Annotated in this window: 9 protein-coding genes; 4 read left to right on the top strand and 5 right to left on the bottom strand. The window is 49.5% G+C overall.

What is annotated here, in order from left to right:
- From NR795_RS20635 to NR795_RS20625, 3 genes are all read right to left on the bottom strand, one after another.
- Positions 1-228 (bottom strand): hypothetical protein (locus tag NR795_RS20635; protein WP_257759220.1); only part of this gene is annotated, 228 nt, incomplete at its 3' end.
- Positions 229-251: 23 nt separating this feature from the next.
- A complete protein-coding gene (locus tag NR795_RS20630) occupies positions 252-683 on the bottom strand; it encodes a helix-turn-helix domain-containing protein (RefSeq protein ID WP_105629800.1) in 432 nt (143 codons plus the stop codon).
- A gap of 544 nt (positions 684-1227) precedes the next feature.
- Entirely contained in the window at positions 1228-1851 is a 624-nt protein-coding gene (locus NR795_RS20625; protein ID WP_105629794.1) for a recombinase family protein, read from the bottom strand.
- Positions 1852-2101: 250 nt separating this feature from the next.
- Here NR795_RS20625 and NR795_RS20620 point away from each other — a divergent pair, with 250 nt between their 5' ends.
- The 3 genes from NR795_RS20620 to NR795_RS20610 are packed head-to-tail and all read left to right on the top strand — an operon-like array spanning position 2102 to position 3860.
- The gene (locus NR795_RS20620) at positions 2102-2584 is read left to right on the top strand and encodes a hypothetical protein (protein WP_257759219.1); all 483 of its coding nucleotides are present in this window, start codon (positions 2102-2104) and stop codon (positions 2582-2584) included.
- A 10-nt stretch (positions 2585-2594) separates the two neighbouring features.
- Entirely contained in the window at positions 2595-2924 is a 330-nt protein-coding gene (locus NR795_RS20615) for a hypothetical protein (protein ID WP_105629795.1), read from the top strand.
- A 9-nt stretch (positions 2925-2933) separates the two neighbouring features.
- Positions 2934-3860 carry a hypothetical protein gene (locus NR795_RS20610; protein ID WP_257759218.1) on the top strand — a complete coding sequence of 309 codons (927 nt, stop codon included), beginning with the start codon at positions 2934-2936 and terminating at the stop codon, positions 3858-3860.
- A 1547-nt stretch (positions 3861-5407) separates the two neighbouring features.
- Here NR795_RS20610 and NR795_RS20605 read toward each other — a convergent pair.
- Positions 5408-5614, bottom strand: a complete 207-nt coding sequence (locus tag NR795_RS20605) for a hypothetical protein (protein WP_257759217.1) — start codon at positions 5612-5614, stop codon at positions 5408-5410.
- Positions 5615-5856: 242 nt separating this feature from the next.
- Here NR795_RS20605 and NR795_RS20600 point away from each other — a divergent pair, with 242 nt between their 5' ends.
- On the top strand, positions 5857-6321 hold the full coding sequence (locus tag NR795_RS20600; protein WP_257759216.1) for a hypothetical protein: 465 nt from the start codon (positions 5857-5859) through the stop codon (positions 6319-6321).
- A gap of 48 nt (positions 6322-6369) precedes the next feature.
- On the opposite strand, the gene NR795_RS20595 is transcribed toward NR795_RS20600, so the two are convergent.
- On the bottom strand, positions 6370-6621 hold a 252-nt coding region (locus NR795_RS20595), incomplete at its 5' end, for a hypothetical protein (RefSeq protein WP_257759215.1).

The following is a 6621-nucleotide window of genomic DNA, read 5'->3' as shown; positions in this document are numbered from 1 at the left end:
TTTGAACATATTGGAAGTATACGGCTGCGCATCATCGTCTACACCATCCTTACCCTGTCCATAGTGACATCGAACGGTGATCGACCCGTCCGTCATTTTGAAAACTGCGGAGCTGTCTGACCAAACGAATTTGTAATCGTGCGCGGCTGGTTCTGCTGTGATAACTGTTTGTGCTGCTGCCGAACCACACAAACATAAAAGCCCAACGGCTGTAAGTAACCTTTTCACATCCCTATCCTTTGAATAAAAAACTATCCGAATAGCTTCTTCCAGAACCCCTTCTTGCGTTCTGCGTCCAGAGCCTGCGACAACGCATCACGTTCGCGCTGTAGCTGCTCGATCAATTCACTCTGCTGCTGCCGTTCTGCGTTCTGCTGCTCGCGGCTTTGCTTGTCTTCTAACAGCAAAGTTTGCTGACTCTCGATAATTTCTCTCAAGCGTGACATTTCATCAAGGAGGCGTGTGACATACTCCGGCTCATTTCCTTGTGACTCAGTGGATACCTCTTCGGCTTCTGGCTGTGACAGGCTACCGAAAACACGGAGTAATTCGCTCGTTTCAATCTGGGTAGTGTCATCATTTGTCACAGCCGCTGAGAGCTTGCCAGACTTGAGATAGCGATAAATTGTTCTTCGGGTGACACCCGCCATTTTGGCGGCTTCTGTGACGCTGTGTAATGCCATGTGACACCTTAGTCATTTAGCTGGTGGAGATCAGTGATCGAAAGTGTCACCCTGTCACGCCTGAAAGGCAATTACTGTGATCGAAAAGATGTGCCTAACTGTCACAGAAACGGCCGGAAATACAAACGCAACTGCGTCCACAAAGCGAACGCAAAGACAGAAATCAGCAAGTCGCTATTAAACAGCAGGTTAGAAGGCAAATGCGCCACTCAAAGGCATACGGTATGCAACCGTATTCTTGTGTTTTGACAGTTGCGTTATAGCGACGTCAGAACTCCTACAAGAACAACTCAAATCACACAAACCCGCGCCCGGCATGCGTTCAAACAGAACTCACTGATAAGAAGACACACCGGTAAAAGCACAGGGGAAAGTCTGCCGTTCTTTGATCGCGACTGGCTATTTAAAACCTTACCTTAAAACGCTCTGAGAGCCGTTCTAAGACCGCCGCAACCAAAGTCACCCATTCATGCGCCCGCATCGCTGAAAATCGTTCTGAGAGCCTCTGCGGGCGTCATTGAGGGCAATAATGAGAGCAACAGTGTTAATCCGCTGACTTAGACTTGAGTATGCGGCTGATCGTGCTTCGGGCGGCGTTCGTGGTCTGTTGGATCTCGGTGTATGACATGCCTGCCGCGCGGAGCTTCAACACGCGCTCATGCAGCCCGTTATCAACCTGACGGCCTTTAAACTTGCCTGCGGCTTTTGCTTGTTCGATTCCTTGCGCCTGACGGCGGCGGCGGTCTTCGTAATCTTTTCGGGAAATCGCCGCTAACATATCAAGCATCATGCCATTGATTGCCTGCATCATTCGATCAGTGAACTCGTCGCCGGGCTTGAGCATCATGTGGGACGTTGGCAGATCGAGCGCGACAACACGAATACCTTTCCCCTTAATCATCGTTGTAAGCGTTTCCCAATTCCTCGCATCGAGACGTGACAGGCGGTCTACCTGCTCAACTAACAACACATCGCCTTTCTGCGCCACATCTAGCAGCCGCATCAACTCCGGGCGATACAGCGCCGCGCCAGATTCGTTCTCCACAAAGAAAGCTGAGATCCCAATCCCATGAAAGGTGGCGAACTCCAGTAACTGATTACGCGCACGGTCAGCGTTCTGTTCTTCGGTTGATGCGCGGAGGTAGGCGTAAGTGCGGCTGCTGTTCATGTTCTGTTTCCCATAACTGGTAGCGTTTAAGTGGTTCATCGAACCCGGTAGCTTTTAGGTGGTATCACTAACGAGGCAACCGGGTTTCCCGACGCGCTCATCTTGGTATCAATTGGGTATACCCATTAACTACCACCAATAAAAGCCAGGCTACACACTGACACCTTAAAACACAACTTTTTTCATTCCTTATACGTGTTATTAAGTTCTCATGGTATAAATAGCTCACTAACAACAACCGGAGTAAGAGATGAAAAAGACCTTCAAGACACGCACTGCTGACCTAACCGGAGCAGGCCGCGCTACGTTCCGCTTAGAGGACACCTCATGGACGGCGCTCGATATGCTGGCGGCAAAGCGCGGCATCCGCTGGCAGGATTGGGCGCGGGAAGTGCTGGCGACTCAGCCGGACGCGCCAAATAAAACAGCACTGCTGCGTGCTGCGCTGGCTGACGAATTGATGACCGAGCAAGTTATCGCGTTGGGTGAGGCCGGAGCTGTTGCAACTAACGTTCCCCACGAAATCACGGGTAACGGTTACTGGCGCCTCAATGACGAACAGCTTGAGCAAGAGCTGGCGGGCGCAACGATCACCACTCGCGATAACTCGTTCGTAGCGTTCACACTAATCACGGGCTACCGCAGCCAAGCATACGGTGGTGAGGCGTTTGTAATCGTGCAGAACGCGCTGCGTGACGGTCTCCACTTGATGATTGCCCCCAATGTAGACTGAGGAACACACCATGAAAACGACTGCATACACGACCAGCGAGGCCGCATATCTGATTCATAACGAGCTTGGGGCTGTCCGGGCTTGGGAAGACATGCTGAAAGATATGCGCCGCAAAGAGGCGTCATATTACGGCCTGCGGTTGCTGCCGTTCTGCATCAATGAGGAGCGGGGATTAAATCGCCCGTTCTACCGCGAAATAGACATTAAGAACTTCATTGAGGAAGCGCGCCTGCGTTCCGGTTCCAAAGTGGCACCCGGCACACTCAGCCCGCGCATCATTGAGGAAGATCTGACGGACAAACGGCACTGGAAGTTCCGCAAACTTCCTACAGCGGTTTAAGGCCGCACTGTGGCTTACCAGCAACAAGCAGCGGATTCAGCCCTGAAGCAATTCAGGACAACCGCCGTCATCGACTGGCTCGACGTTGAGATTCGCACCGAACGCCGCACGCAGCACTGGCACGTTCGCGCAGCACTGAAAGAGATAACCGGCGTTGATCGTTGGTGGGCTGGCGCAATGGATGTCCAGCAAGGAAGCACTGCCGAGACATTCCGCATTCGTTTTCATGACGAGCTGGCAAACAACTATCAGCAGCTGTGCGCCGCGCTCGATGCGTTAGCCAGGCGATTCTCTTTTGCAGCCGAACCGACCATTGCCGGGATCGAGATTAGCTGCGACTTCTGGCACAAACAGCAGTCAGTTGAGGCAACACGCGCTCTCACATATCGCCTGCAAACAAGTCTGTTCGCTTCCGGCACCAATCACCGCCAATACAATAGCGACAGCAGCAGCAACCAGTTTCTTGATAAGCCCGGTCATCGCATAAACCCGGCGTATAACCTGCGTATCGGCAACGAGCTGGATGCCGTTTCATGGCAGTGCTATCACAAGCTCACCGATAGAAAGCAGCCGCTGCCGCTTCGTCAGCAGCGTGCCCGCGTAGAGGTGACATTGCAGGGGGACGCGCTGCAAAAATACGGCTTCGGCCTTCTTTCCGAGCTTCAACGCTTCCCGTTTGAAACGCTCGCCAGCTTGTTCTCGTTCCGTCATCCAATACCTGCTGTGAAGATGGCAAAAGGGGATCTGTTCCGGCTTGTGGCAATCAACTGGATTCGCTCACACAAAGACGCAGCAGCGGAGCGCGGCATTCATTCGTTCAGCAAAGTGGGACAACGTGACAAGAAAGGCAGAACGCGGGCAGAGAGTAGCCACCTGACAGCCGACAAAGAGCTGAGCAACCGGGTTAGAGCTGCACTGCGCAACCTTCATCCCTGAATGGCCATTCCAAAAAAGTGTGCGGATTTTGAAGCAGTGATCCGCGTGTTTGCTGGGCTGACGTGCAGTGACCTAATAACTTAAATACATACACAGCACTAATACACCTACCGGACACACATAGCAGTGACAGACACAGTGGGTTGAGCAAGCACAGCAACGAAGGGAAGCAGCCTGGAAAAGTTGGCGTGAAAAAGTGAAAGTCTTAGGTTTGAAACGTCTTTTTAGAGGGGATGGTAGTGATCGATCAGGATGCTGGAAGTTTCAAAACTTATAGCTGAAGCCGCGCCAAATAAGGCACAAACAAAAAACCAGCATTCATCGCTGGTTATTAATAGGTTTAATCTATTAATTTAGATAGGAGTTTACCGTCTTTTTGTGCTAAACTTATAGTAATGCTTCTGTGTCTATCGCAAGTAGACACTTGGCAGAACATTGAACGGTCAAACTTAACTAAGAAGGTTCGAGATGAAATAGAAACTTGTAACTGTATTGTGCGACTACATCAAAGTATGTAGTGAATGAAACCTTAGACAAGTTCATTCTACTACTAATGACGATTACGTCAAGCATAACAAGAACAATACCACTGACTGACCAATAGTGCGGAACATCTATTGAGTATCGATCCTCGAAGAGGATACGAAAATGTGGAACTTAGACAATGTAATCGACTCGGCAATGGCACATGTTGTGGCATGGGGTGTTTGGAAGGTAATCGTAGTAATAGTAAATCTTCCATTAGCTCACTTGGTAACATTAGGGTTAGTGATCGCCTTAATGTGTATCTTGGTCAAAGTCGCTCAGGACGCATTTAAGCGTTAAGAATGAAGTAGGGCTGGCTCAGATAGCAGCCCATACTTGCAGCAGAGGCCTTTTTCCAAAAGGCTCCCCCTCCCAGACGAGCGTCACAAATAACGCTACAAGTCTAAGAGAGGCGAACCCGATGTGGCTTAAAGATCATCACCGTTTCCGGTGAATCGCTCCCTCGTGCGCTCCCACATTCCCACCATATCGCTTACCGGAACCTTACCGCCTTTCTCCCTCACGGGAAGCGTGGCGCTTTCTCATAGCTTACGCTGCTGGTTCTCGGCTCGACGTAGGTGGTTCGCTCCAAGCTAGGCTGTATGCACGAACTCCCCGTTCAGCCTGACTGTTGCGCCTTATCCGGTAACAAACACATGATCCCAACCCGGAAAGGCACGGCAAAGCGCCGCCAAAGGCAATAGCCAATGTCGGTAACTGAACTTTAGAGGGGGAACTTGCTTGAAGACTGATAGGACTTTTTGTCCTACTCGCTGCTTGAATGCTCTGCTATTGGCAGATACACTGAGATTACAGATTTGGTAGCTGTTCCCCCTATAGGTTCAGTTACCCGGCAAACAAATCCTGAGAAAATTCGTTTGCCCGATCAAACCCGCGCCTGAGAACGCGGGTTTTTTCGTTTCAGGGAAAGAAGATACGCTGCACCTCCCCGTCACGTCAATCAACCTTCACGATATCAAAAGCGCAAAGGCAAGATAAATTACACTTTGATAGCGTGAGCATTAGTGACCAAACACGGTAATAATGCCAAAAACTAACAAGACAAAGAACGCGACAAACAAAGCGATTTCTTTTTTCCCCCTTTTCTTGGACTCTGCTGGGTTTGGTTCACTTTCCGCACCACTCGTGACGGCCATCACCAAGCAAACAAGAGATAGAACAATCGAACCAATACCAAAAATCAGATTGTGCTGACGGATAAGATCCATAAAACATCCTTTTAAATTAGAGCTATCTTTGCGGTTAAAAACCAAAGCAGATTAACAACAAAACCTGCACGCGGCACCCATAAAATCGGGCTTTATGGCTCATTTCTTGGCAGGGATAGTATTGCCTCAACTTTATCCAAATGCGTTAATAGTCATCAGCCGTCCTTTAGCAATTTACTTTTGTTGTTCAGGTTTTACGTTATTACAAGCAAAGCCCTACACACACGCAAAGGAGTCACCGGATGTCTGCAAAAGATGATTTTTTGAAGAAAATGGAAGCCAATCAGTCAGCTGCTCAGGCCGACGATAATGCGATTAAAAGCAAGGTTGCAGAATTTCAGCGAGAGACAGATCTACTTTTTGAAACCATCAAGAGTTGGTTACGTGACACCGCTATACAGGCCGAAGTTACGCAGAAAACTTTGACGGTAGAGTCCAGCTCAGTAACATACAAAATCAGCGTATTGAAGCTAACGAACGGTAGTAAGACCCTGCAATTTATGCCAGAAGGGTTGTTTTATATGTTTGGCGTGACCGGTAGCATTCAGGTTGCGCTTTCAACGCCCGGTTCTCACAAAGCCATTTTTGAACTTCATATGAAAAATACGCGCGCTAACTGTGATGGCTGGGTTATCGCTAAGTCGTCAAGCGACCTAACTCCATTCAACGAAGATAACTTCTTCAACTCTATCGGTGCCTTCGCCTAAGCAGCCAGTAAAAAGGGCCATTATGTGGCCCTTTTATTAGTGTGATCGTCAATACGTCTTCTTGCTAATAGACACCTTGTCCTGTGTCATAAGCTTCCCGTTCTCGTCTGCAAGGATTAGCATCGAGTCGTTCGTCCCCTTCACCTGTTTTAGCGCGATGTAGCCGCCGTTGTCGCATTTGAACATATTGGAAGTATACGGCTGCGCATCATCGTCTACACCATCCTTACCCTGTCCATAGTGACATCGAACGGTGATCGACCCGTCCGTCATTTTGAAAACTGCGGAGCTGTCTGACCA

The organism is Pseudescherichia sp. L3 (assembly GCF_024656065.1).
GTDB lineage: Bacteria > Pseudomonadota > Gammaproteobacteria > Enterobacterales > Enterobacteriaceae > Pseudescherichia.
This window is presented reverse-complemented; position numbering and strand designations above follow the sequence as displayed.